Origin of the sequence: Pseudomonas rustica (genome assembly GCF_018336155.1) — a bacterium.
Classification (GTDB): Bacteria; Pseudomonadota; Gammaproteobacteria; order Pseudomonadales; family Pseudomonadaceae; genus Aquipseudomonas; species Aquipseudomonas rustica.
In genome coordinates this window covers 297074-322758 of the sequence record NZ_JAGYHF010000004.1, presented here as the reverse complement: position 1 = coordinate 322758, position 25685 = coordinate 297074, and the positions used below count along the sequence as shown (strand labels likewise).

Below are 25685 nucleotides of genomic sequence, written 5' to 3'. Positions count from 1 at the left end.
TTATTGGGGGGGATCAAGTGAGTCGGTCAGTCGCCGAAGGGGCCCGCCGCGACGAAGGCGCCACCCTGATAAATCCGCGCCGGGTCATCGGCGGCCGGCATCGGTTGCGCCTCGACTTTCTCGCGGAATACTTCGGAGCTGTCCCGGGCTTCGAAACCGAGGTGGCTGGCGAATCGGTTGTCCCACCAGACGTCTTTGTTATCGGACATGCCGTAGACCACGGTGTGACCGACATTGGCCGTGTACAGCGAGTGCTCGAGCAGTTGCGTGAGGTCGTCGAAGCTCAGCCAGGTGTGCATCATTCGACGGTTTTGCGGCTCGGGGAACGAGGAGCCGATGCGGATGCTGACGGTCTCGATGCCATAGCGGTCGAAGTAGAAACTGGCCATGTCTTCGCCGTAGGACTTGGACAAACCGTAGTAGCCATCAGGGCGGCGCGCAGAGCTGGCGTCGAGTTGCTCGTCCTGTTTATAGAAACCGATGACGTGATTGGAACTGGCGAAAATCACTCGTTTGACGCCATGCCGGCGCGCCGCTTCGTAAATGTGAAAGACCCCGCAAATGTTGGCGCCGAGGATTTCCTCAAACGGCCGCTCCACGGACACACCGCCGAAATGCAGGATCGCGTCGACGCCTTCGACCAGTTGGTGCACGGCCTGTTTGTCGGCGAGATCGCAGAGCACGATTTCTTCGCGATCATCGACAGCGGGCGTGAGCGCGGCGATGTCGGACAGTCGCAGCACGTTGGCGTAGGGGCGCAAGCGTTCGCGCAGGACTTTGCCCAGGCCACCGGCAGCACCAGTCAGCAGCAGCCGGTTGAACGGGGCGCGGGAAGGGGTGGTAGACGTCATGGCATTCCCTTACAAATTGTTATTGGTTTGTTGTAGGTTGTCGTATGACTGCGCTGGAGTATCGGTAGGGTTTCCGGGACTTGTCAACGCGACTTTTGGTGTAGATGACGGAAGGGGCTGATTCACTTTTCGATCACCACGATTCCTTGGTTGCAATGCAATCCCCTTGTGGGAGCGAGCTTGCTCGCGAAAGCGGTGCGTCATTGAAATATGAACTGACTGACCCGACGCATTCGCGAGCAAGCTCGCTCCCACAGGGAGACTCGGTGTGGCGACTGGCTTACAACAACGAAATCGGATAACTGATAAACACCCGGTTCTCATCGAACTCATTGGTGCTGAAGTCCCGGCGAATGGTCGCGTTGCGCCATCTCACGTTGAGGTTTTTCAGTGGGCCGCTCTGTACGGTGTAGGCCAGTTCCGACTCGCGGCCCCATTCCTTGCCGTCAGTGATCAAGCCGGTGTGGACGTTATCGCCGCTGATATAGCGGTTCATCATGGTCAGGCCGGGGATGCCCAGAACGACAAAGTTGTAGTCATGGCGCAACTGCCACGAGCGCTCCTTGGCATTGTCGTAACTGGCGTTGTAACTGTCGTTGGCCAGGGTGCCGCCGCTGGTGCCGTTGACCCGCATCCACGCATCGTCGCCGCCGAGTTTCTGCAGGCCGACATAAAAGGTGCTGCCGCCGTATCTGGCCGAGAGCATGGCGAACGCGGTCTTGTTGTCGAGTTCGCCTGCCTGGGCGCTGCCGTCTTCCTTGCCCGTGAAGAAGCCGAGGTTGGCGCCGAGCGTCCAGTCGCCCACGGGCTGGCTGTGGCTGAGGTTGAAGTACTGCTGCTGGTAGATGTCGCTGAGTTCGGCGTACCACACGCCGACCAGGGTTCGCTTGTCATTGAAGCTGTATTCGCCACCGCCGAAGTTGAAACGATCGGAGGTGAAAGCGCCCCGGCCGTTCATCGACATGTCTTCCATGCTTGCGTCGTTGCGTGGGCTGTTGCCGCGGAACTGGCCGCCGTAGACGGTCAGGCCGTTGATCTCGGTGGACGTGATCTGCCCGCCACGAAACGTTTGCGGCAGGGAGCGGCCATCGTCGGAGCGCAGGATCGGCAGAACCGGCATCCATTCACCGACCTTCAATTCGGTCTTCGACACCTTGGCTTTCATCGCCACGCCGAGCCGGCCGAAATTGTCCGCCGGACGCCCGTCATCGTGGATCGGCAACAGTTGCGTGCCGCCGGTGCCTTTGCCGCCATCAAGCTTCTGAGAGTACAACCCGAGCACGTCGAGGCCGAAACCGACGGTGCCTTGGGTGAAACCGGATTTGGCGTCGAGGATGAAGCTTTGCGTCCACTCTTCAGCCTTGCCTTGTGGGTTGGCCGGGTTGACGAAATTGCGGTTGAAGTAGGCGTTACGCAGGTTCAGCGTGGCTTTGCTGTCTTCCAGAAAGCCTTCAGCGTCGGCGCTCATGGGCATGGCGAAGGCGAGGCTGCTGCAACCTATCAGGCTCAGAGTGGATCGCGGGCGACGGGCAAAAAAACGCGAAGGGCGGGCGGAATTGCGGACGAGTGTGCTCACTGTGACGCTCCCTGTTTCATTGTTGTTTTTATTATTTGTCATACGTCGTCGTACAACATGGTTGCGGATATTTCCTATGTTTTGCGGGAATGTCAACAGCAAGTTATACGATGACTATCGGCAGCACTCTGATCACTTGTAGGAGCTGCGGCACGCTGCGATCTTTTGATCTGGCTTTGGAAAAAAGAATCAAAAGATCGCAGCCTCGTTTCACTCGACAGCTCCTACAAGGATTTGAATTGTCCATGGATGTGTGTTGCCGGAATTTGCGGCAAACTTCACTCATCCCTCGTACAAGGCCTTTCAATGGATCAATACGCCCCGCGCCACTGGCAGCCGCACGAGAAGCCCAGTCTGCCCGGTTCTCCCTCGACGCCGCTGCACTCCAACCCCAAGCGCCTGGCCTATGCGCTGGTCGGTTTGCTGGTGGCGCTGACCGGTGGTTTGGGCAACTCGCTGGTGGTCGCCAACCTGCCTTATCTGCAAGGCGCCCTCGGCGCGACCACGGCGGAAATGGCCTGGCTGCCGGCCGCGTATGTAATGACCAACGTGTCGATGAACCTGTTGCTGGTGAAGTTTCGCCAGCAGTTCGGTTTGCGCGCGTTCACCGAAGTATTCCTCGTGTTGTATGCGCTGGTGACCTTCGGCCACTTGTTCGTCAACGACCTCAATTCCGCAGTCGCGGTGCGGGCGGCGCACGGTATGGTCGGCGCGGCGCTGAGCTCGCTGGGCCTGTATTACATGGTGCAGGCGTTCCCGGCGAAGTGGCGGATGAAGGCGTTGGTGCTCGGCCTCGGCACGTCGCAGTTAGCCTTGCCGCTGGCGCGATTATTCTCTGAAGACTTGCTGCAAATCGCCGAATGGCGCGGCTTGTACCTGTTCGAATTGGGCATGGCACTGCTGTCGCTGGGCTGCGTATTGATGCTCAAGTTGCCGCCCGGCGACCGCTTCAAAACCTTCGAAAAACTCGACTTCCTGACCTTCGCCATTCTCGCCAGTGGCGTCGCATTGCTGTGCGCGGTGTTGTCGTTGGGGCGGATCGACTGGTGGCTGGAGGCTGACTGGATCGGCGTCGCCCTCGCGTCGTCGATTGCGCTGATCATCACCGGTCTGGCCATCGAACATAATCGCAGCAACCCGATGCTGATGACCCGTTGGCTCGGCAGCGGGACGATGATTCGTCTGGCGTTGGCAGTGACCCTGATTCGTATGGTCACCTCCGAGCAGTCCACCGGTGCGGTGGGTTTCATGCAGAACCTGAACATGGGCTATGAGCAATTGCACAGCCTGTACGTGGTAATGCTGATCGGCAGCGTCGCGGGGTTGTTGACCAGCGCACTGACGATCGACCCCAAACACCTGCTGATGCCATTGATCATCTCGCTGGGTCTGATGGCCACCGGGGCGGTGATGGACAGTTCTTCCAACAACCTGACCCGCCCGGAAAACCTCTATTTCAGCCAGTTCCTGTTGGCCTTCGGCAGCACGTTTTTCCTCGGGCCGACCATGGTGCTCGGCACGCGCAACGTGTTGACCAATCCGCGCAACCTGGTGAGTTTTTCCGTGCTGTTCGGGATCTGTAATAACCTCGGCGGTTTAATCGGCGCGGCGCTTCTGGGCACCTTTCAGATCGTCCGGGAAAAATTTCATTCCAGTCACATCGTTGAGCACCTGACGCTGTCTGACCCTTTGGTGGCCGCGCGCGTGCAGAGTGGCGGCTCGGCGTATGGCTCGCTATTGGCCGACCCGAGCCTGCGCAACCTTGCGGGCATTCGTAGCCTGGCCAACGCCGCGACCCGAGAGGCCAACGTGCTGGCCTACAACGACGTGTTCATGCTGATCGCCGTGATTGCGGTGCTGACCATGATCTGGCTGTCCATTCGTGCGCTGTGGCTGATGAGCACCACCAAAGCCGTCGCCCCTGCGCCATCCACACCTTCGAGCGGTGCCACTTCTTCATGACCGAACCGACCACCACAACCACCAACGCCATTGCCGCCACCCCCGAAGGTGTGGCGCCGCCGTCATCGCCGAACACTGAACCACGTTCGTTGCGGGTGCGGATTATTTCGTCGCTGGGCTTTGCCGCGATCGCCATCGTCGGCGTGTTGATCGTGTTGTATGCCTGGCAATTGCCGCCGTTCAGCAGCGCGGTCGAGACCACTGAAAATGCGCTGATTCGCGGGCAGGTGACGATCATCGGCCCGCAACTCGCCGGTTATGTCTATGAAGTGCCGGTGCAGGATTTCCAGTACGTGAAGGCCGGCGATTTGCTGGTGCGCCTCGACGACCGTATCTATCAGCAACGCCTCGACCAGTCGCTGGCGCAACTGGCGGTGCAGAAAGCCGCATTGGCCAACGTCGTGCAGCAACGCAACAGCGCCGAAGCAACCATCAAGTTGCGTCAAGCGGTGCAGGCTGACAGCGAAGCACAGTTGCGCAAAAGCGAGGCGGATCTGCGCCGCAACAAAGAGTTGGTGCGCGACGGTTCGGTGTCCAAGCGTGAGATGGACGTGGCACTGGCGGCCAATGCGCAAAGCGTTGCAGCCGTCGCGCAGGCCAAGGCCAATCTGGAAATCGCCCGCCAGGATCTGCAAACGGTGATCGTCAATCGCGGCTCGCTGGAAGCGGCGGTGGCCAGCGCCGAAGCGGCGGTGCAACTGGCGCGGATCGACCTGTCGAATACGCGCATCGTCGCGCCACGTGACGGCCAGCTCGGGCAAATTGGCGTGCGCCTCGGCGCCTACGTCAACTCGGGGGCGCAGTTGATGGCGTTGGTGCCGAACCAGAAATGGGTGATCGCCAACATGAAGGAAACGCAGATGGACAACGTGCGGGTCGGGCAACCGGTGCGCTTCACCGTCGACGCGCTGAACCATCGTAAATTCACCGGGCATGTGCAGCATATTTCGCCGGGCACGGGGTCTGAATTCGCCTTGCTGCAAGCGGACAATGCGACGGGTAATTTTGTGAAGATTGCCCAGCGGGTGCCGGTGCGGATCACGATTGATCCGGATCAGCAGGAAGAGGAACGGCTAAGGCCGGGGATGTCGGTGGTGGTCAGCATCGATACCGCCGCCGGCAACACCCAACCCCATTAAGATCAAAAGATCGCAGCCTTCGGCAGCTCCTACATGGATAATCTGTAGGAGCTGCCGAAGGCTGCGATCTTTTTCTTTTCAAGCAGTGATCATCGGGGGCAGGGTGCCGAGCAGCGAGACGGCGGCGACCGCGCCAATGCCGAGCAGCCATTCGAGCATCACGCTGCGTCGCAGGGTGCCCATTCGTTGTTCGCAGTCATCGATGCGCAAGCGGTTAAACAACGCCAAACCGAGCATCGCCAGCACAATCATCGCCTTGATCAACAGAATCAGCGCAAACCCGCTGAACAACGGCGTCGGCCACCACTGGCCGGTCAGCACACGGACGTTGATCAATCCGGTGATCAGCAACCCCGCCACCAGCCAATAACCAACGCCGCTGAAACGCTGCAAAACACCACGAAGCTCACTCGGCTGACGCAGGATCATCACCAGCAGCAACAACCCACCCAGCCACGCGGCCACACAGGTCAGATGAACGATCTGATTGAGAATCAGCAGCTGCCCGCTCAAGCCATCAAGCATCGCGCCGTGCCCGACCGGTGCCAGCGTCGCCAGCAGTAAGCCACTCAAGCCCAAGCGCAACGGCATGCTTGAACGCCACGGAGTGAACAGCAACGCCAGCAGCACCGCGTTGATCAGCAGGTGCCAGCGCCACACCTGACCAAAAAACGTATTGCCCAACACCAGCGCAATAGTGTCTGGATCAAACGCCGCCGCAGCCGAACCGGCCATGCTCGCGGTAATCAGCAACGCCCAGGCAATCCCGCTGACCAGCGCAACCGCGGCCAGCCAACGGGCGAGTCGCGTCAGGTGCCGATCCAGTTCCAGCGCTTCACCCTTGAGCAGCAACGGCCTGAATAGCCAGGCGCCGAACAGCATCAACACCGCGGTGAAATGCAGAAAGCGGCACAGCACCAGCGCCTCGCTCATGAATTACTGGCCAACCTTGAACTGATAGGCGCCTTCGCTTTTGTGCGTGTCGACCGATACCGCGTGCCATTCGACTTTGTATTCGCCGGCGGTCAGCGGCGCCGCCGGGGTGATGATCAGGGTTTTCTTGTCGCCTTCGGTGGTCAGCGGTTTGACCGCAACCGGTGCGCCGTCCTTGGTCACGGTGACTTTGGTGAACGTGGCTTCGACACCTTCGGAAAAGGTCAGGCGCAGATCAGCCGGGGCGGCGACGGTGCTGTCAGCGGCCGGGGTCTGGCTTTTCAAATGGGCGTGGGCAAATACCGAAGACGCAGCGAACAGCGAGGCGAGCAGGGCAGTGGTGGTCAGGACATTCTTGAACAGCATCGCGGATACCTCTGAGGCAGAATCGAAGAACGGCCAGTTTACTCAACCGCGTCCGGGCGCGTCTGTACGAAGTTTCGTTTTCATCTGTCGCCCGCGTGCCTGAGCGGATGCTAGTCTTCAACAACGCTGTTGTCAGGGAGCCCACATGGGCAATCACAAGATCGAAATTCGCCGCAATAACGTCGAGAAAATCCTGCTGGCGGCGGAAAAAGTCTTCGCCGAAAAAGGTTTCGGCAGCACCGCGATGGCCGACATCGCCGCCGAAGTGCAACTGCCGCGTTCCAATCTGCATTATTACTTCAGCACCAAGAGCGAGCTGTACAGCGCGGTGCTGTTTGATCTGCTGGAAGTGTGGAAGCAGGACGCGCTGTGCTTCGAGATGTTCGACGATCCGCGCGTGGTGCTGAGCAGTTATATCCGCGCCAAGATGAACCACTCGCGTAGCCGGCCGTACGGCTCGAAGGTCTGGGCCAATGAAATCATCCATGGCGCGCCGACGCTGGGCGAGGCGCTGGATGTCAGCCTGTATGACTGGGCGAAAATGAAGGAAGCGAAGATTCGGCAGTGGGTCGAGGACAAGCGGATTTTGCCGGTGGAGCCGTCGGGGTTGTTGTACATGATCTGGGCGTCGACGCAGCACTATGCCGACTTTGATCATCAGGTGAATATTTTGAATGATCACCAGCCGTTGTCGGACATGCAGTTTGAGCGGGCGGTGCAGACGGTGACGAGTGTGATCTTGCGCGGGATTGGGTTGGAACCATAAGTCAAAAGATCGCAGCCTTCGGCAGCTCCTACATGATCGTTCCCACGCTCTGCGTGGGAATGTCTCTAGGGACGCTCCGCGTTCCAATGGGACGCAGAGCGTCCCGGGCTGCATTCCCACGCAGAGCGTGGGAACGATCAGTCAAACCGCAACGTGATACGGATTGCGCGGATCATGATTCCAGTCCAGAAACGGCTTGCCTGAATCCATCGGCACCATCTCGATACAGTCCGCCACCGGGCAAGTGATCTGGCACAAATTACAGCCCACACACTCATCATCAATCACTTCATATTTATGTGTCCCGTCCGCCTGGCGCAGGCTGCCAATCGCCTGATGTGAAGTGTCCTCGCAAGCAATGTGGCAACGCCCGCAACCAATGCACGCTTCCTGATCAATCTTTGCGATCACCTGATAGTTGATATCGAGGTACTTCCAGTCCGTGGTGTTGCCCACCGCGCGCCCGGAAAACTCACTGATGCTGGCGTAACCCTGACTGTCCATCCACCGCGACAAGCCGTCCTTCATCTCCTCAACAATGCGGAAACCATGCAACATCGCCGCCGTGCACACTTGCACCGCGCCGCTGCCCAGCGCCATGAATTCTGCGGCATCGCGCCAACTGCCAATGCCGCCAATCCCGCAGATCGGCAAGCCCTGCGTCTCAGGATCACGGGCAATTTCCGCGACCATGTTCAGCGCGATCGGCTTCACCGCCGAACCGCAATAACCGCCGTGGGTGCTTTTGCTGCCGACGGTGGGCAGGGCGACCATGTGCTCCAGATCGACGCTGGTGATCGAGTTTATGGTGTTGATCAGCGACACCGCATCGGCGCCACCGCGATGGGCGGCGCGGGCAGCGACGCGAATGTCGGTGATGTTCGGCGTCAGTTTGACGATCACCGGCAGCGAGCAATAGGTCTTGCACCAGCGCGTTACCTGCTCGACGTACTCCGGCACCTGACCGACCGCTGCGCCCATACCGCGCTCTGGCATGCCGTGCGGGCAACCGAAGTTCAGTTCGATGCCGTCAGCACCCGTGGCTTCGACCAGCGGCAGAATGTGTTTCCACGACTCTTCAACGCACGGCACCATCAGCGAAACGATGATTGCGCGATCCGGCCAGTCCTTCTTCACCTGAGTGATTTCGCGCAGGTTGATTTCCAGCGAGCGGTCGGTGATCAGCTCGATGTTATTGATGCCGAGCACTTCGCGGTTGTTGCCGTAATGTGCCGAGTAACGCGACGAAACGTTGACCGCCGCCGGATCCTCGCCAAGGGTTTTCCAGACCACGCCACCCCAGCCTGCTTCAAACGCGCGCACCACGTTGTAGGCTTTGTCGGTCGGTGGCGCGGAGGCCAGCCAGAACGGATTCGGTGCTTTGATGCCGGCGAAGACTATCGAGAGATCGGCCATTTACGCAGCCTCCACGTTGAGCATCAGTTGAGCGTTGATCGCCTCGGCGGCGAGTTTGCCGTGCTGCACGGCTTGCACGGTGAGGTCTTGATCGAGGCTGGTGCAGTCGCCGCCGGCATACACGCCGGGAATGCTGGTGCGCAGGTTTTCATCGACCTGAATGCGTTCACCTTGGCGCTTGAGTTCACGGGCGAGCGGGTCGGCGAGGGCGCTGCTGTCGAAGGACTGGCCGATGGCTTTGAAGATTGCGTCGGCGGCCAGTTCGAAGGTTTCACCGGTGGTTTGCAGGCGTCCTTCGACCAGATCGGTGCGAGCGAAACGCATGCCGCGCACGTTGCCTTGATCGTCGAGCAGCACTTCTTCCGGTTGTGCCCAGGTCAGCAGACGCACCTGATTGGCCTTGGCGATGTCTTGTTCATGGCGAGTGGCGCCCATGTCCGCCGCGCCACGGCGATACACCAGGTTCACATCGCGAGCGCCGAGGCGAGCCATTTGCACGGCCATGTCGATCGCGGTGTTGCCGGCGCCGAGGACGATGCAGCGTTCGGCCAGTGGCAGTTGCGTCAGGTCATCGGCCTGACGCAGTTCGCGGATGTAATCGGTGGCGGCGAGCAGGCCCGGGGCGTCTTCGTGGGCCAGGCCGAGCTGCTTGCTGGCGTTGAGGCCGAGGCCGAGGAACACCGCGTCGAATTGGTGATGCAGTTCGCTGAGGGTCAGATTCTCACCGAGTTTCTGCCCGTGACGGATTTCGATGCCGCCGATTTGCAGGAGGAAATCCAGCTCCTTTTGCGCGTAATCATCGACCAGTTTGTACTTGGCGATCCCGTACTCGTTGAGCCCGCCAGCCTTCTCCCGCGCTTCGAAAATCACCACGTCATGACCGTGCATGGCGCTGCGATGCGCGCAGGACAAACCGGCCGGCCCGGCACCCACCACGGCGATGCGTTTACCGGTGGCTGCCGCGCGTTGGAATGGATGTCCAGTAAAGTGTGCGTTGTCGACGGCGTAGCGTTGCAGCAGGCCGATGAGCACCGGCGCGCATTCGTGGGCGTTGTTGCGCACGCAGGCTTGCTGGCAGAGGATTTCAGTCGGGCAAACGCGTGCACAACTGCCGCCGAGGATGTTTGCCGAGAGGATTTTCTGCGCGGCGCCGGGGACGTTGTCTTGATGGATATTGCGGATGAACGAGGGGATATCGATCTCGCTCGGGCACGCATTCACGCACGGCGCGTCGTAGCAATACAGGCAGCGCGAGGCTTCCAGATGTGCCTGCCGAGCGTTGAGCGGCGGCGCCAGATCAGTGAAATGCCCGGCGAGGGCGGCCGCGCTTTCGTGCGGATGGGGGAGATGGTTCAGGGTCTCGATCACGGTTGTGTGCCTCACGGTAACTGCCTCTATCGGGCATTGGCCAAATCCCCGTGTAGGCGCTGCCGAAGGCTGCGATTTGTTGATCTTGATCTTAAAAAACAAGATCAAAAGATCGCAGCCTTCGGCAGCTCCTACAGGGGAATGCATTTCAAATGTGGGAGCGGGTTTGCTCGCGAAGGCCGAAGGCCTCGATATCAGCGTTTCACAGCAACTGGCTTATGTTGCTCAGCCCGCTTACTCAGCAAGTCAAACACCGCCGGATACGCCGGCCGTTCGATGTACCGCCCGGCACCGCGCTCGGCGCGCAGGTCGCCATCGGCCCAGACCAATCGGCCCTGGCTGACGGTATGGCTCGGCACGCCGCGCACGGTCTTGCCTTCGAAGATGTTGAAATCCACCTGCTGATGGTGGGTCTTGGCAGAAATGGTGCGCGTGCCTTGCGGATCCCACAGCACCAGGTCGGCATCGGCACCGACACGAATCGCACCTTTGCGCGGATAGAGATTGAAGATTTTCGCGGTGTTGGTTGAGGTGAGGGCGACGAAATCCTGCATCGATAAACGACCGGAATTAACGCCCTCATCCCAAAGCACCGCCATGCGATCTTCGATACCCGCCGTGCCGTTGGGGATCTTGCTGAAGTCGTCACGCCCGGCCGCTTTTTGCTCGGCACAGAAGCAGCAATGATCCGTCGCAGTGGTGTGCAGATTGCCGTTCTGCAGCCCGTGCCACAGCGCCTCTTGATGACCGCGCGGACGGAACGGCGGGCTCATCACGTAACCCGCAGCAGTCTGCCAGTCCGGGTGTTGGTAGACGCTATCGTCGAGCAGCAAATGCCCGGCGAGCACTTCGCCGTACACGGGCTGACCCTTGCTGCGCGCATAGGTGATTTCGTCGAGGGCTTCCTTGGTCGAGACGTGCACCAGATACAACGGCGTGCCAATGGTTTCAGCGATACGAATCGCCCGGCTCGCCGCTTCCCCTTCAACCTGCGAAGGCCGCGACAGCGGATGCGCTTCCGGCCCAGTGATGCCTTGGGCCATCAACTTGCGTTGCAGGTGATAGACCAGCTCGCCGTTTTCCGCGTGCACGGTCGGCACCGCACCGAGTTCCAGGCAGCGCTCGAAACTCGCCACCAGTGTGTCGTCGGCGGCCATGATCGCGTTCTTGTAGGCCATGAAATGCTTGAAGCTGTTGATGCCGTGATGGCTGACCAGTTCGGCCATCTCTTCGCGCACCTGCTCGCTCCACCAGGTGATCGCGACGTGGAAGCCATAGTCGGACGCGGACTTCTCCGCCCAGCCGCGCCACTGATGGAACGCTTCCATCAACGACTGCTGCGGATTGGGAATGACGAAGTCGATGATCGACGTGGTGCCGCCGGCCAGACCGGCCGCCGTGCCGCTGTAGAAGTCCTCGCTGGCCACGGTGCCCATAAACGGCAGTTGCATGTGCGTGTGCGGATCAATGCCGCCGGGCATCAGATATTGGCCGCTGCCGTCGAGCACTTCGGCGCCGGCGGTAATATCAAGGTTTTCACCGATGGCTTTGATCACGCCGTCGGCGCAATAGACGTCGGCGCGATAACTTTCATCATGGGTAACAACGGTGGCGCCACGGATCAACAGAGACATTCCGAGTTCCTCGCAGGCATGACCGACTTGTGCCGGTTCTAAATGTTTTATTGATGTACAGCAGTGCAGGGTGTATTCCTGTCAGCGCTGTCAGGAATAGAAACTAGTCGTGAATTTGCAATAGAGCAAGAATATTTTTTATAAGCTTATGTCTGTTTTAACACTATGAAAAATAACGATAAAAAGTGTAAATCACCAAAATGGTGAGGCGGCTCACCATTTTGACGCACTTGACAGGATGGAAATATGAGCAAGATTTCCTATGTGAAATCAGCCGCTTGAAGTTGAGCTGCGGTTGCACGTTCACAATGAAAATAAATGCAGTGCACCAGTTTGAGTCCTGTCTGTTCGGACAACTTGCCAAGTGTTTAGCCTGAGCACCCAGACAAGTTTCCGCGAACTCATCAGGTGAATAATTAAAACTGATAAATATCAGAAAGTTGCAATGCGTTTGAAGCACGGCCCTAGCGCCAAGCGGTTCACCCGGCACGTTTATTGATGCCGCCGCTGACACCATGGCCGGTGCACGAAAGTTGTCAGTTCCTCCGGCCATCGTCCGGCTCGCGCCTTTTGTGCAAGCCGCCTGATGAGCAAAAAAATAATCAGAAGAACAGTGGAGCGGCCATGCAACAGAACAGATCGCAAGTGACCGAGCGCGACGGCTTGTTCGAACTCGAAGCCGGCAGCGACGTCCTCGACAGTCCCCGTTACAACCACGATATGGCACCGACCAAGGTGCGCGAACGAACCTGGAACAAATGGCACATCACCGCGCTGTGGGTCGGCATGTCGATCTGCGTGCCGACCTACACCCTCGGCGGCGTGCTGACGGCGTACTTCGGCTTGAGTGTGGGCGAAGCGCTGCTGGCGATTCTGTTCGCCAATATCATCGTGTTGATTCCGCTGACGCTGAACGCCTTTCCCGGCACCAAATACGGCATACCGTTTCCCGTGTTGCTGCGCTCGTCGTTCGGCATTCTCGGCTCCAACGTGCCGTGCCTGATTCGCGCGCTGGTGGCGTGCGGCTGGTTCGGCATTCAGACGATGTTTGGCGGTTTGGCGATTCACCTGTTTCTCGGCTCGATTTTCGACGGCTGGAAATCCCTTGGCGGGACGGGGGAGGTGATCGGCTTCATGGTGTTCTGGGCGCTGAACCTGTGGGTGGTGATTCGCGGCGCCGAGTCGATCAAGTGGCTGGAAACCTTGTCCGCGCCGTTGCTGGTGGCGGTCGGCATCGGCTTGCTGGTATGGGCGATGCCCAATGTCTCGATGACCGAACTGCTGGCGATCCCGCCGAAGCGTCCGGAAGGCGCGAGCGTGGTGAGTTACTTCGCCGCCGGGCTGACGGCAATGGTGGGTTTCTGGGCGACGTTGTCGTTGAACATCCCGGACTTCAGTCGTTACGCCAAGAGCCAGAAAGATCAAATCCTCGGGCAGATTTTCGGCCTGCCACTGACCATGTTTTTGTTCGCCTCGCTGGGCGTAATCATGACCGCAGCGTCGGTGAAACTGGTCGGCGTGACGGTGTCTGATCCGGTGACTTTGATCGGCCATATCCAGAGTCCCGTGTGGGTCGCGGTGGCCATGGCATTGATCATCATCGCCACGCTGTCGACCAACACCGCCGCGAACATTGTCTCGCCGACCAACGATTTTCAGAACATCGCGCCCAAGGTGATCAACCGCACCAAAGCGGTTTTGCTGACCGGGTTGGTCGGGCTGTTGTTGATGGGGCATGAGCTGCTGAAAAAGCTTGGTTTGATCGTTTCCGATGTGAGCCTCGAGACCGTGTATTCCAACTGGTTGCTGGGTTATTCGAGCCTGCTCGGGCCGATTGCCGGGATCATGGTGGTGGACTATTTCCTGATCAAGAAACAGCAACTGGATCTGGCCGGGTTGTATCGCGATGACGTGTATCCGGCGTGGAACCGGGCCGGGTTTCTCGCGTTTGGTGTGCCGGTGGTGCTGACGTTGTTGTCGCTGGGTAGCGATGCGTTTAGCTGGTTTTACAGCTATGGCTGGTTCACTGGCTCGGCGTTGGGCGGGATTATTTATTACGGGTTGTGCGTGATGCGGGCGCAGCCTTCTGCCGTGAAAACAGCGGTGTAAGTCATGATCATTCCCACGCAGAGCGTGGGAACTATCGGCATCAACACTGAGGAGATCCCCATGAACGCAGCCGTAGACGTTCTGCAATCAACCCATCAGCACATCAACCGCGATCGCCTCTGGGCCTCGCTCATGGAGCTGGCCAAGCTCGGCGCCACGGTCAAGGGTGGGGTCTGTCGCCTGGCCCTGACCGACCTCGACCGCCAGGCCCGCGACCTGTTCGTGCAATGGTGCAAGGACGCCGGGTGCAGCGTCACGGTCGATGCCGTCGGCAACATCTTTGCCCGCCGGCCGGGGCGCAATCCCGACCTGCCGCCAGTGATGACCGGCAGCCACATCGACACGCAACCCACCGGTGGCAAGTTCGACGGCTGCTTCGGTGTGCTCGCTGGCGTCGAGGTTCTGCGCACACTCAACGACCTCGGCGTGGAAACCGAAGCGCCGCTGGAAGTGGTGGTCTGGACCAACGAAGAAGGCTCACGCTTCGCGCCATGCATGATGGGCTCCGGCGTGTTCGCCGAAAAATTCACCCTCGAAGAAACGCTGGCCAAGGTCGATGCCGAGGGCATCACGGTCGGCGAAGCACTCAATGCGATCGGCTACGCCGGCCCGCGCAAAGTCAGCGGGCATAAGGTCGGCGCCTACTTCGAAGCACACATCGAACAAGGCCCGATCCTTGAAGACGAACAGAAAACCATCGGCGTGGTACTTGGTGCGCTGGGGCAGAAGTGGTTCGATCTGAAACTGCGCGGCGTCGAGGCCCACGCCGGCCCAACACCGATGCACCTGCGCAAAGATGCACTGGTCGGCGCCTCGGTCATCGTCGGCGCCGTCAACCGCGCCGCCCTCGGCCATCAACCGCACGCCTGCGGCACCGTCGGCTGCCTGCAAGCCTATCCCGGCTCGCGCAACGTCATTCCCGGCGAAGTGCGCATGACCCTCGATTTCCGTCATCTGGAACCGGCACGGCTGAATTCGATGATTGCTGAAGTGAAGCAGGTCATCGAAGCGACTTGTGAGGAACATGGCCTGACTTATGAACTGACCCCCACCGCCGACTTCCCGCCGCTGTACTTCGAAAAAGGTTGCGTGGAAGCGGTACGCGGCGCGGCCAAGGGCTTGGGCCTGTCGCACATGGACATCGTCAGCGGCGCCGGCCACGACGCAATCTTCCTCGCCGAACTTGGGCCAGCGGGGATGATTTTTGTGCCATGCGAAGGCGGGATCAGCCACAACGAAATCGAGAATGCCGCACCGGATGATCTGGCGGCCGGGTGCGCGGTGTTGTTGCGGGCGATGCTCGCGGCTTCGGCGGCGGTGGCAGCCGGTAAAGCCGCCGCATAAACATCAACAGATCGCAGCCCTGTGTAGGAGCTGCCGCAGGCTGCGATCTTTTCCTGTCACCCGAATGTCATGAAAATGTGCGACGTTGCCGCCCATGAAAATCATCACCTCCGGCGCGTCCTATCTGGACATCGACGCCTACGCCTGCTGCATCGCCTACGCCGAATTACTCAATCTGCAAGGCATCCCCGCCCGCGCCGTCAGCAGCGCAAAACCCAACGCCAGCGTCTCGAAAACCGTGCTTGATTGGGGTCGCGCTTTTCAAACGCATGAACCATCGCTGACTGACGAATTCATCTTGGTCGACGTATCCGACTATCACCATTTCGATCCACTGGTCGTGCTCGATCAGGTCGTGGAAGTCATCGACCATCATCCAGGTTACGAAAATTACTGGGCAAAGAAACTCGGTTCGGCCGCCGACATCCGCCCGATCGGCGCTGCGGCAACTCAGGTCTTTCAGCGTTGGCAGACCTCAGACTTGCTTGCAAAAATCAGCGAACAAAGCGCCGCACTGTTGGCCACCGCGATCCTCGACAACACCCTGAACTTCACCAGCCAGATGACCACCGCAGCGGACATCGACGCCTACGCCGAACTCGCGTTTCGGGCGAAACTCGCGACCGACTGGCCCGAGAAATACTTCCTCGAATGCCAGGCCAGCATCGAATCAGACCTTGCCAATGCCTTGGCAGCCGACCTGAAACGGCTGAAACCCGAAAATAATCTGCCGCAAGTCTTCGCACAAATGACCGTGTGGGATGCCGATGCGTTGCTGAAAAAGCATCGGCCAGCGATCAGCCAGTGGATGGCGGAGCAGGGCGATGACTGGATGCTGAATGTCATCAGCATCCGCGACGGAAAAAGCTGCTTTCTGGCAGAACCCGTTTCGAGCCAACGCAAACTCAATCACCTGCTGACACTGGACTGGCACGCCGGCATGGCCGACCACGCACCCTCAATCCTGCGCAAGGAACTACTCAAACTGGGCCAGCACACAAACCTGTAGGAGCCGAGCTTGCTCGCGAAGGCATTGTGTCAGGCAAATCACATCTGCCTGACACACCGCCTTCGCGAGCAAGCTCAGCTCCTACAAGGGTTAGCGATTAATCCAGGGTGAGGTTTTTTGTTCGGCGGTCATTGCCCTGCGGATTACCGATATCCAGCAAGCGCCTCTCCACCAACACATTCTCCAGCGCCTGACGCTCGAACGGCGCCATTTGGTGTTCGCGCTTTTTCAGCTCCAGCAAAATGGGGCTGGACCAGGTGCGGTAGGTCTGTTCGATGTTGCGACGCGACGTCATCAGTCTCTCCTTGATCAAGAGCCCAGGGGCTCAGTCCGATGAGGAAGTAACGTTAGACGACAAACCTGGAAGTCGCGAATGCACCGCAATCCCCTGTAGGAGTGAGCCTGCTCGCGATAGCGGTCTGTCAGCCACATTAACTCTGACTGATACACCGCTATCGCGAGCAGGCTCACTCCTACAAGGGGTTTGTGGTGGGTTTTGGTCAGTCGTCAACGTTCATCAGTTGTTGCACGCCTTCCCACGCTTCGGCGCGCATGCGTTCGATGTCCAGGCCGGGGATTACGCCGTTGTCGACCACAATCCTGCCGCCGACCAGGCTGTATTTAACCGTGATCGGTTCGCCCGCAACCACTGGCGCGACGGCGCTGTCGTGGAAGCCGTAGAACCGTGGGTGATCGAGACTGTAGACCACCAGATCCGCCGCTTGCCCGATTTCGAGCGTGCCAACCGCGCCGAGTCCCAACACCTGTGCGCCACCCGCCGTGCCCCAGTGAATGACGTCTTCAGCGGTGGTCGCCGAGGCGCCTTGTTCGGCGCGGTGGATCAGCCACGCGGTGTTGGCTTCGCCGACCATGCTTCCGGATTCATTCGACGCTACGCCATCCACGCCCAGGGAAATCGGCACACCTGCCTCGTACATCTGCGGCACTGGCGCGACGCCGCTGCCCAGTCGCGCATTGCTCACCGGGCAGTGGGAGATGCCGGTGCCGGTCTGCGCGAGCATGCGGATTTCGCCCGGTTGCAGGTGTACGGCGTGGGCGAACCAGACGTCGGGGCCGAGCCATTCGTGTTCGGCGACGAATTCCACCGGCAGGCAGTTGTATTTTTCGCGGCAGAAATTCACGTAGTTCTGCGTTTCCGACAGGTGCGTATGCAGACGCAAACCGAGGCCGCGTGCGGTGTGGGCGAGTTCGCGCAGCAGCGTTGGCGGCAGCGAGAACGTTGGCGTGGTTGGCGCGACAACCACGCGGCGCATCGCGTCTGGAGTGTCCTGGTGATACAGCGATTTCAGCCGTTCGATATCGCCAACCATTTGCTCGAGGCTCTCCGGTTGCAGCGCGGTTTTCGAGAAGCCCGGATGCGCGCTCGCTGATTCCAGCGCGCCGCCACGGCACAGCACAAAACGCAGGCCAAATTCATCGGCCATGTCGAACAGCAAGTCGCCGGTCTCGGTGCTGCCGTGAGCGTGGTAGAGGTAGTGGTGATCGGCGCAGGTGGTGACGCCGGACAGCAGCAATTCGACCATGCCCAGCCGTGCAGCAATCCGCGCCAGTTGCGGGGTAAAGCGGTTGAGGCGCGGGTAGGGCACGCTCGCCAGCCAGCCTTGCAGATCCTGATTCAAGCCTTCGGGCACGGCTTTGAGCAGGTTCTGGAACAGGTGATGGTGGGTGTTGATCCAGCCGGGATAGACCACGCAGTTGCGCGCGTCGATCAGCCGTTCGCCGGGTTGTGGTTCAAGGTTCGCGGCCATTTCGGCGATGCGACCGTTGACCACGCGGATGTCCACGGCCCCGGCCCGCGCGCGAGGGCCGCGCAGGCCGGTCATCACCGCGACCGGGTTTTTGATCAGGATGTTCTGAAGTTGAGTCATGGGCAGCTCCAAACTAAAGGATGTGCGAGGCGGATTTGCTGGCGGTGGTTCCCGGCACGCTGACGCCATTCAGCGCGGCGTTGAGCAGCACCGACACCAGGCAAGCGATAACCACGCTGCTGTGCAGGAACGGCTGCGACCACTCGGGGAGTTGTTTGAACAAGGTGGGGGCGAGCACCGGCACCAGCGCGGCGGCGATGGTGAAACCGACGATCAGCACGTTGTAGCGATTGCGCTCGTAATCGACTTTGGCGAGGGTCTGAATGCCCGCCGCCGCAACCACGCCGAACATCGCAATGCCAGCGCCACCGAGAGCGGCGGTCGGCATCGAAGCGATGATCGCGCCGGCCTTCGGCACCAAGGCAATCGAGCACATCAGCAAGCCGCTGACCGCGACCACCCAACGGCTGCGCACGCCGGTGAGGATCACCAGGCCGACGTTTTCCATGAAGGCGATGAAGGGAAACGCGGCGAACATCCCGGCGATGGTGCTGGCCAAGCCATTGGCGCGCAGACCGTTGATGGCCTGTTTGTCCTCGACCGGTTTTTCGACAATGTCGCCGATGGCCACGAACAGCCCCATCGACTCGACCATCTGCACGATCATCACCACCACCATGGTCGCGATGGGGATCAGGCTGAAGGTCGGCAGGCCGAAGTAGAACGGGTAGGGCACGGTCAGCCACGGCGCTTCTTCGACGCTGTGAAAACTACCCATGCCCAGACCGTAGGCCAGTCCGGCGCCAACCAGCATCCCGATCAACACCGCCATGTTGCGCAGCATCGGGCTGCCATAGCGGTTGACCAACAGGATCGTCAGCAACACCACCACCGCCACACCGAGGAACGCCGGCGCGCCGAAGTTGCTCGCGTTGCGCCCGCCGCCAACCCATTCATAGGCAATCGGGAACAGCTGTAAACCGATCACGGTGACGATGCAACCGGTGACCACGGGCGGAAAAAACCGCCGTAATCGACCGACGAAGGGCGCCATCAGCATGGTGAAAATCCCCGCGCCGATCACCGCCCCGCAGACCCCGGCGAACCCAACCTCCGGGTTGCTGCCGATGGCGATCACCGGGCCAACGCTGCTGAAAGCCACGCCTTGCAGAATTGGCAGGCGCACGCCGAATTTCCAGAAGCCGACGGTTTGCAGAAGGGTGGCGATGCCGGAACAGAACAGCGTGGTACTGATCAGTACCACCGTGTCGGCGTGAGACATTTTCAACGCACTGGCAACAATCAACGGCACGGCGATGGCGCCGATGTACGAGACGGCCATGTGTTGCAGGCCGAGGGTGAGCATCTGTCGTACCGGCAAAACGCGGTCGACGGGGTGCACGGTGGATGCGGTTTTTGATGGGGATGTGGCTGACGACATGGGGAAACACCTCTGGCTGTTTTTATGCGGTAGAGAGGGGTATTCGTCTGATGCCGATCAGCTCAAGAACACAGTGGAACCCTGTGGGAGCTGGCTTGCCAGCGATGGCGATTTAGCAGTCACCATTTTTATAAACTGACAGTCCGCTATCGCTGGCAAGCCAGCTCCCACAGGTGTTGTGTTGTGCAAAAAACTGGCATCAGTCATTCGTACACATGTGCCCGAAGCCGCCATCCACCGGCTCCGATGCCTTGTTTCAGCCTGCCAGGCAGGCGGCGAAGCCTTGGTTCAGGGCCGCGCGATCCAGGTCGCGGCCGATGAACACGATCTTGCTCGAGCGGGGCTCCGTGCCCCACGCGGTTGAGGCGCGGAATTCCACCAGGCTGTGCACGCCTTGCAGCACGTAGCGCTGGTCTTCATTGGCCACGGCGAGCACACCTTTCATGCGATAGAGGTTGTCGGCCTGGGAGGAACGCAGTTCGCTGATCCAGCGATGGAACGCCATCAGGTTGACCGCGCCGTCCACAGCGATGCCCACCGATGACACGCTTGGGTCGTGTTGGTGGTCCTGCTCTTCAATAGACTGCTCAGCGTGATGCTCATGGTCGTGGTGATCGTGATCGTGCTGATCCGCGCCGATTTCCATCAGCTTCTGCGTGCATTCAAACGCGCCGATGCCGAGGATCTTCGTCAGATCGATTTGCGCGTGGGTTGAGGTCACCAGATCTGCTGTGGCATTCAATCCACGGATCTTGCCGCGCAGGGTTTCAACCTCTTCAGCGCTGACCAGATCGACCTTGTTGATGACGATCCGATCGGCGCAGACAATCTGATCCACTGCCTGATTGTCGACGCCGTCGAGTTGCAGATCCTCCAGGTGCTGGGCGATGTGCTTGGCGTCGACCATGGTCACGATGGCGTCGAGTTCGACTTCATCGGCGATCGGGTCATTGATGAAAAAGCTCTGCGCCACCGGGTACGGATCGGCCAGGCCGCTGGTTTCGATGAGGATGTGATCGAGGCGCACCGGGCGCGCGACCAGCTCTCTGACGATGCGCACCAAGTCCTCGCGAACTTCGGCGGTGCAGCACACGCAGCCGTTGACCATCTCGTAGATTTCTTCGGTCTCGGAACTGAGGACGAGGTCGCCGTCGATGCCGACTTCACCGAATTCGTTTTCGATCACGGCGATTTTGCGACCGTGGTTTTCTTTGAGGATGTAATTGAGCAGGGTGGTTTTACCGGCACCGAGGAAACCGGTGAGGATGGTCACGGGGATTTTGGTGTTGCGGGTTGGGGCGTTGAATGGGGTGTTCATCTGAAGCTCCTTAACTGTGTTTTTGTCGGAGTGCGATCAAATGTGGGAGCGGGCTTGCTCGCGAATGCGGTGGGTCAGCCACCTTCATTGTTGAATGACACACCGCTTTCGCGAGCAAGCCCGCTCCCACAGGGTTGTGGGTGTTCTTGCCAGCGTTGTGCGACGCCCGCATCGAGGCCGAACAGGTCGAGCACGCGGCCGAGGCTGTGGTCGACCATTTGTGCGAGGTTTTCCGGGCGGGCGTAGAACGCGGGCACCGGCGGGGCGATGATTCCGCCCATCTCGGTGACGGCGGTCATGTTGCGCAGGTGGGCGAGGGTCAGCGGGGTTTCGCGGGCCATCAACACCAGCGTGCGGCGCTCCTTGAGCGTGACGTCGGCGGCGCGTCCGATCAGCCCCGAAGAAGTGCCGGTGGCAATCTCCGCCAGCGTCCTCATCGAACATGGCGCCACCACCATGCCGAGGTAGCGAAACGAACCGCTGGCAATCCCGGCGGCGACGTCATCGGCGCGGTGGTAATGACTGGCCAATGCAGTGACGTCGGCGAGTTTGTAATCGGTTTCGTGAGCCATGGTCAGCAGCGCCGCGCGGCTGATGATCAGGTGGCTTTCGATGTCCAGTTCAGCGAGCAATTGCAGCAAGCGCACGCCGTAGATGAAGCCGGACGCGCCGCTGATGCCGACGACCATCCGTTGCCGGTTCACGATTCCAGTCCTTTGAGCAAAACCCGCGCGCGTTCGAGTACATCCTGATCCAGCTGCGCCTTGATCCCGTCAAACCCGGAACCGCGAGTCGCATCCAGGCCCATCCGCGAAGTGGTGCCGTTGACCGACGACGATGGATCGAGCGGACTACCGGGCAAACCATCGATGGTGAAAATATCCAGATGCGGCTGGAAGTGCGTGGCCAGCGCCCACAGCACCTGGCTGTCATCGCTGATGTCGATATCGCTGTCCACCGCGATCACGGTTTTCAGGTACGGATCCCAGCCGAGCAACGCCAGCATGATCTGCCGCGCCTCGCCGTCGCGGCTCTGATCCAGCGCGACGTAGCAGTGAAAATGCGTGCCGGAATTTGGGTAATGCACAGCGGTGACAGCGGGGAAACGTGCCTTGAGTTTTTCGCTCATCTCCGCTTCGCGCGGCAGGCGGGCGAGGGTCAAATGCTCGGCGTAGCGGCCGCCCATCACATCGACCAGCCAGGCGTCCTTGCGCTTTAACAGGGTGTCGACGCGCAGCACATTGTTGGTCGAGCGATCCGCGGAATAACCGCTGAATTCACCGAACGGGCCTTCCTCGGCATAGGCCGCCGGGTCAATCGCGCCTTCCAGAACAAACTCGGCATACGCCGGTACACCGATGCCGTAGCGCGGGGTTTTCACTAACTCCAGTGGCGCACCAAACAGCCCGCCAGCGACGGCGCGTTCATCGGCGCCATAGGGCAAGCGTGCAGCGGCGGCGAGCATGAACAGTGGGTGCGCGCCAACCACCATGGCCACACGCAATTCTTCGCCACGTTCGCGCGCGGTTTGCAGCATCCGCCACAGGTGGCCGCGTGAATGCAGGCTGGTGGCGAGGGCCTGGCGGGCGTGGCGCATCGAGCGGTGATAGCTCATGTTGGCGATGCCGGTCAGCGGGTCTTCGGCGATGATGATCGCGTTGGTGATGTACGGGCCGCGATCGCTGTCGAAATGCTTGAGCATCGGCAGCAGCGCCAGATCCAACGCTTCGCCTTCGAAGACTTCATCGAGAATCGGGCCGCTTTCCACATAGCGCGGGGCGATGGGGTGGTTGGCGCGGGTCTGAAAAGTTTCGTGCAGTTGCGCAGGCGTTACGCCGAACAGCCGAGCGATGCGGGTGCGGGAGGCGAACAGATTAGTCGCCACCGGCACGCCGAGGTTGCCGACGTTTTCGCAGATCAGCAGCGGATCGCGGCCCTGGGCGGCGAGGGCATCGACCAGGGCGGTGACGTCCTGATCGGCAGAAATCGGTTGAGTGACGGTCAGCACATCGTCCGGGTACTCACGGCGATAGGCGTCGATGAACACGTGAAAGTCCTGAGAATCGCCGAGCGTCGAACGGGTCATGGTGTCACCTCGTAAAAAGCAGGCACGCAGGGGTGAGAGGGCGTTCGCGCGGCCAGCCGTTGGCCTGCCGGTCGAACGAACGCCGGGTCATCTTCGTGCCTGTAAAGTCGCTGTGTGCTCTGTGCACAGATCCCTTGTGGCGAGGGCCTCTGTGGCGAGGGGATTTATCCCCGTTGGGCTGCGAAGCGGCCCCAAAACCCGCAATTGCGCTGTGTCAGGAAAAAGCTCATTCACAGGTTTTGCGACTGCTGCGCAGCCGAACGGGGCGGTGCGACGTTTCGCTAAATCCCCTCGCCACAGGGTTTCCTTGTTACCCCAAGGATTTGCGTTATCTAGAGATACGTGGTGGTCAGGCGTATGTCGGCCTCGGCCAGATCCTTCGGCGGTGGCGTCGGTTCGATCCCGCACAACCTTGCGATGTTGTTGCCCAGGTAGTCTTCGAGATGATCCTCATCAATCCCCAAGCCTTGCGGTGCCGGCGAGCACAACACTTCCAGTTCCCGCAGCCACATCCCCGGCTCATTCGGCGGCGAGTCCGTGCCAAACACGATCTTGTTGCGCGGCAGTTCCTTGGCGAATTCGACGATCCGCGACTGGAAGCACCAGCCCGATTCGCAGTACACATTTGGCGTGTCCATCGCCATCCAGAACGCTTCGAACGAGTAGTTGCCGCCGGTCTGGATACCGAAGTGGCCGATGATGAAATTGACCATCGGGAACTCGCGGATGATCGGGTAGAACATCGTCGGAATCGTGTACGGGCCGTCGCCGGTGTGGATCAGCACGACGATGTTGTACTTGGCGCAGACCTTCATCGCCGGACGCAGCCAGTCGAGTGCGCGATCCGGGCGATAGCCGTGCATGTTGGCGTGCAGTTTGAGCATCTTGAAGCCGTATTCCTTGATGTGGAATTCCAGCTCCGCTGCACCGTTTTCCGGTCCCCAGCGCGGGTTGAAGTTGAAGTTGCCGATGAAGCGATCCGGGTACTTCATGCACAGTTCGGCGATGTACGACATGTAGTCGCGTACGCCTTCGCGGCCCCGGCGGTTGCCGTCGCGATAACCGGTGTTGCCCGGTGGCGGCTGGATGAAACCCATGTCGATGCGGCGTGGTTTGCCGTTGATCATGTACGGGCCGTCCATCAGTTTGAGCATGCGCTCGCCGGTGAACGGTTCGCCGGTGTGGCGCCAGGCCTCGTCGACCAGATTTGTTGGGTGCAGATGGGTGTCGATAATCATCGGTTCAGCTCCTGGCCAGTTGAGTGGTGACGGGGCGCTTGAGTTGCGCCTCTGCTTCGGAAACGGAACGGGGTGGCGGGGTCGGTTCGAGGCCGATCATCCGCGCGGTGTTGTTGCCCAAGTAGTCTTCGAGGGTGTCCTCGTCGAGGTTCAGACCCTGCGGCGGCTCGTGGCAGAGCACTTCGAGCAGGCGCAGCCACATGCCCGGTTCGTTCGGTGGCGTGTCGGTGCCGAAGAGGATCTTGTGCGTCGGCAAGACCTTGGCGAATTCGACGATCCGCGATTGCAGGCACCAGCCGGATTCGCAGTAGACGTTGGGCAATTCCATCGCCCATTGCATCGGTTCGAACACGTAGACGCCACCGGTCTGCACGCCGAAGTGGGCCATGATGAAATTGACGTTGGGGAATTCCTTGATCATCGGCACCCATTCCGACGGGATGCTGTAAGGCCCGTCGCCGGTGTGCAACTTGACCGGAATGCCCAGCTCGGCGCACTTCTCGAAGCATGGGCGTACCCAGTCGAGCGCACGGTCAGGACGGTAGGCGTGCATGTTGGCCTGCATCTGCACCATGCCGAAACCGTGTTCCTTGACGTAGCGCTCGATCGCTTCGACGCCGTTTTCCACGCCGCAGCGCGGGTTGTAAACGAAGCAGCCGATGAAACGATCCGGGTAGGTCTGCACCATTTTCAAGGTGTAGGCCATGTAGGCGTCGATGGATTCACGGCCGGTCAGGTCGCCGTCGGTCCAGGTGTAAATCGTGTTGCCTTGCGGCGGCTGGATGAAGGCTTTGTCAATGCGGCGAGGCTTGCCGTTGACCATGTACGGGCCATCCATCATCTCCAGCAGACGCTCGCCGGTGAACGGGTCACCGTCATGCCTCCAGGCGAGGTCCACCAGATCGGTGGGATAGCAGCTGATATCGATGATCATTGCAGTCGATCTCCTGATAGCGGGGAAGGGAGCCTTGCGGCTCTCGGCATCCACGTCCCGGGCAATCGGCCGTTTCTATGCGCAAGACTCGCGCATTCCCTCGCCTGTTCGCATCCGGCCCGGGTGGGTGGCTGCTGAGGGCGAGTATTGGAAAGGGGGAGGGGTTCGTACAATATTAATTGGGCGGGGTGGTGATATGCGTTCGATATGGGCAGATCAGGAACTACCCTCACCCCAGCCCTCTCCCGGAAGGAGAGGGGGCCGACCGAGGTGTTTTTCGCGATGCATCGACCTGAAAGTTCGAGTCGATTATGGATTCAAAGCTGATCTCTCAAGTCGGCGTAATTCGTCAATATCCCACTATCA

21 protein-coding genes are annotated in these 25685 nt (G+C 60.1%); 6 read left to right on the top strand and 15 right to left on the bottom strand.

The genetic code is table 11. The features are described 5' to 3' along the window. Nucleotides 1-26: 26 nt before the first annotated feature. A complete protein-coding gene (locus tag KFS80_RS09415; RefSeq protein ID WP_053121420.1) occupies nucleotides 27-851 on the bottom strand; it encodes an NAD-dependent epimerase/dehydratase family protein in 825 nt (274 codons plus the stop codon). Nucleotides 852-1131: 280 nt separating this feature from the next. Further along, on the bottom strand, nucleotides 1132-2427 hold the full coding sequence (locus KFS80_RS09410; RefSeq protein WP_212544632.1) for an OprD family porin: 1296 nt from the start codon (nucleotides 2425-2427) through the stop codon (nucleotides 1132-1134). Nucleotides 2428-2733: 306 nt separating this feature from the next. Here KFS80_RS09410 and KFS80_RS09405 point away from each other — a divergent pair, with 306 nt between their 5' ends. Next, nucleotides 2734-4389, top strand: a complete 1656-nt coding sequence (locus KFS80_RS09405) for an MFS transporter (protein WP_212544631.1) — start codon at nucleotides 2734-2736, stop codon at nucleotides 4387-4389. Continuing rightward, entirely contained in the window at nucleotides 4386-5528 is a 1143-nt protein-coding gene (locus KFS80_RS09400) for an HlyD family secretion protein (protein ID WP_212544630.1), read from the top strand. Before KFS80_RS09405 ends, KFS80_RS09400 begins: the two co-directional genes overlap by 4 nt. Before the next feature lie 78 nt (nucleotides 5529-5606). Here the strand turns inward: KFS80_RS09400 and copD are convergent, their stop codons facing one another. Continuing rightward, on the bottom strand, nucleotides 5607-6461 hold the full coding sequence (gene copD, locus KFS80_RS09395; RefSeq protein WP_212544629.1) for a copper homeostasis membrane protein CopD: 855 nt from the start codon (nucleotides 6459-6461) through the stop codon (nucleotides 5607-5609). A gap of 3 nt (nucleotides 6462-6464) precedes the next feature. Continuing rightward, complete coding sequence (gene copC / locus KFS80_RS09390) at nucleotides 6465-6827, bottom strand: copper homeostasis periplasmic binding protein CopC (protein WP_212544628.1); 363 nt, start codon at nucleotides 6825-6827, stop codon at nucleotides 6465-6467. Between the two features lie 145 nt (nucleotides 6828-6972). On the opposite strand from copC, the gene KFS80_RS09385 reads away from it, so the two are divergent. Continuing rightward, the gene (locus KFS80_RS09385; RefSeq protein WP_212544627.1) at nucleotides 6973-7593 is read left to right on the top strand and encodes a TetR/AcrR family transcriptional regulator; all 621 of its coding nucleotides are present in this window, start codon (nucleotides 6973-6975) and stop codon (nucleotides 7591-7593) included. A 141-nt stretch (nucleotides 7594-7734) separates the two neighbouring features. Here KFS80_RS09385 and preA read toward each other — a convergent pair whose 3' ends face one another. The 3 genes from preA to hydA form a co-directional block, all read right to left on the bottom strand. Beyond that, nucleotides 7735-9009, bottom strand: coding sequence for an NAD-dependent dihydropyrimidine dehydrogenase subunit PreA (preA, locus tag KFS80_RS09380; protein WP_212544626.1), 1275 nt, complete (start codon nucleotides 9007-9009; stop codon nucleotides 7735-7737). Then, nucleotides 9010-10377, bottom strand: coding sequence for an NAD(P)-dependent oxidoreductase (locus tag KFS80_RS09375; RefSeq protein WP_212544625.1), 1368 nt, complete (start codon nucleotides 10375-10377; stop codon nucleotides 9010-9012). A gap of 194 nt (nucleotides 10378-10571) precedes the next feature. Continuing rightward, complete coding sequence (gene hydA, locus KFS80_RS09370) at nucleotides 10572-12011, bottom strand: dihydropyrimidinase (protein WP_212544624.1); 1440 nt, start codon at nucleotides 12009-12011, stop codon at nucleotides 10572-10574. A 624-nt stretch (nucleotides 12012-12635) separates the two neighbouring features. Between hydA and KFS80_RS09365 the strand changes: the two genes are divergently transcribed. The 3 genes from KFS80_RS09365 (at nucleotide 12636) to KFS80_RS09355 (ending at nucleotide 16473) form a co-directional block, all read left to right on the top strand. Then, a complete protein-coding gene (locus KFS80_RS09365) occupies nucleotides 12636-14120 on the top strand; it encodes an NCS1 family nucleobase:cation symporter-1 (protein ID WP_159814675.1) in 1485 nt (494 codons plus the stop codon). Nucleotides 14121-14180: 60 nt separating this feature from the next. After that, nucleotides 14181-15464: a Zn-dependent hydrolase gene (locus KFS80_RS09360; RefSeq protein WP_159814674.1), complete on the top strand. Its 1284-nt coding sequence runs from the start codon at nucleotides 14181-14183 to the stop codon at nucleotides 15462-15464. Nucleotides 15465-15558: 94 nt separating this feature from the next. Continuing rightward, a complete protein-coding gene (locus tag KFS80_RS09355; protein ID WP_212544623.1) occupies nucleotides 15559-16473 on the top strand; it encodes a DHH family phosphoesterase in 915 nt (304 codons plus the stop codon). A gap of 97 nt (nucleotides 16474-16570) precedes the next feature. On the opposite strand, the gene KFS80_RS09350 is transcribed toward KFS80_RS09355, so the two are convergent. The 8 genes from KFS80_RS09350 to KFS80_RS09315 form a co-directional block, all read right to left on the bottom strand. Continuing rightward, entirely contained in the window at nucleotides 16571-16768 is a 198-nt protein-coding gene (locus KFS80_RS09350) for a hypothetical protein (protein WP_212544622.1), read from the bottom strand. 205 nt (nucleotides 16769-16973) lie between these two features. Further along, entirely contained in the window at nucleotides 16974-18362 is a 1389-nt protein-coding gene (locus KFS80_RS09345) for an amidohydrolase family protein (protein ID WP_212544621.1), read from the bottom strand. A 13-nt stretch (nucleotides 18363-18375) separates the two neighbouring features. Beyond that, nucleotides 18376-19743, bottom strand: coding sequence for a nucleobase:cation symporter-2 family protein (locus KFS80_RS09340; protein ID WP_212544620.1), 1368 nt, complete (start codon nucleotides 19741-19743; stop codon nucleotides 18376-18378). A 256-nt stretch (nucleotides 19744-19999) separates the two neighbouring features. Next, nucleotides 20000-21061 carry a CobW family GTP-binding protein gene (locus KFS80_RS09335; RefSeq protein ID WP_212544619.1) on the bottom strand — a complete coding sequence of 354 codons (1062 nt, stop codon included), beginning with the start codon at nucleotides 21059-21061 and terminating at the stop codon, nucleotides 20000-20002. 74 nt (nucleotides 21062-21135) lie between these two features. Then, nucleotides 21136-21750 carry a UbiX family flavin prenyltransferase gene (locus KFS80_RS09330; RefSeq protein WP_212544739.1) on the bottom strand — a complete coding sequence of 205 codons (615 nt, stop codon included), beginning with the start codon at nucleotides 21748-21750 and terminating at the stop codon, nucleotides 21136-21138. 11 nt (nucleotides 21751-21761) lie between these two features. Next, entirely contained in the window at nucleotides 21762-23147 is a 1386-nt protein-coding gene (locus tag KFS80_RS09325) for a UbiD family decarboxylase (protein ID WP_212544618.1), read from the bottom strand. 332 nt (nucleotides 23148-23479) lie between these two features. Next, on the bottom strand, nucleotides 23480-24385 hold the full coding sequence (locus KFS80_RS09320; protein WP_008081961.1) for an amidohydrolase family protein: 906 nt from the start codon (nucleotides 24383-24385) through the stop codon (nucleotides 23480-23482). Between the two features lie 4 nt (nucleotides 24386-24389). Then, nucleotides 24390-25319, bottom strand: a complete 930-nt coding sequence (locus tag KFS80_RS09315) for an amidohydrolase family protein (RefSeq protein ID WP_008081962.1) — start codon at nucleotides 25317-25319, stop codon at nucleotides 24390-24392. Nucleotides 25320-25685: the final 366 nt, after the last annotated feature.